The 944-nt window shown below is 58.4% G+C and carries 1 protein-coding gene; it reads left to right on the top strand.

Annotated features, from left to right (window positions below):
- On the top strand, positions 1-944 hold a 944-nt coding region (locus tag J5224_RS30345; protein WP_319802515.1), incomplete at both ends, for a glucoamylase family protein.

Raw genomic sequence — 944 nt, 5'->3', positions numbered from 1 at the left:
ACCAGTATCATGCGTTCGGTGTACCGGGTCTCGGCCTGCGTCGCGGGTTGGCTGATGATACGGTGATCGCTCCTTACGCCACGCTGATGGCGCTGATGAACGCCCCGGACAAGGCCTGCGATAATCTCGCTCGTTTGAAAAAGCTCGGCGCGCACGGTGAGTATGGCTTCTATGAAGCGCTGGATTACACCCCGTCGCGTTTAGCCAACGGACAGAGCCATGCCATTGTGCGTTCGTGGATGGCACACCATCAGGGCATGGCCTTTCAGGCGCTCTCTTATGTGTTATTGGGTGCGCCAATGGTTGAACGTTTTATGTCCAGCGCCGCGTTTCAATCTGCGCGCCTGTTGCTGCAAGAACGCGTTCCTGAGGCCATTGAGCTTTACAGCCCCCGTCGGCACTTCGATGCCTATGATGGTCGTCTCAAACCTGCGCAATACCAACCGCGCCGCTTTCACGACGCCGACACGCTGTTCCCTGAGGTGCAGTTGCTTGCCAACCATGACTATCACCTGATGGTCTGCGATAACTGGGGAAGTTACTGCTATCTCAGCGATCCGCAAACCGGTGAGGTGTGGAATACCACCTGGCAAACCGACAGCGATGCAGCCAGCCACTACGATGTGATTTTTACCGATGCCGGGGCGGAGTTCACCCGCAAAGCCGATAGCCTGCGCGTGAAAACCCATATCGTGGTGTCACCGGAAGATGATATCGAACTGCGCCGGATAACCCTGCTGCATCGGGGCCGTCACCCGCGCACCATTGCACTGACCACCTATGCCGAGGTGGTGCTGGCCCCGATGGCAAGCGATCTGGCCCATCCGGCCTTCAGCAACCTGTTTGTACAAACCGAACTGGTCCCTGACAAGGACGCTATTTTATGTCACCGCCGCCCACGCGCTCCGGAAGAGCGGGGGCCCTGGCTGTTCCACATGGCGGTG

The organism is Candidatus Symbiopectobacterium sp. NZEC135, assembly GCF_025962695.1.
Note: the sequence above shows the minus strand (reverse complement) of the source record. Positions and strands in the feature narration are given on the sequence as shown.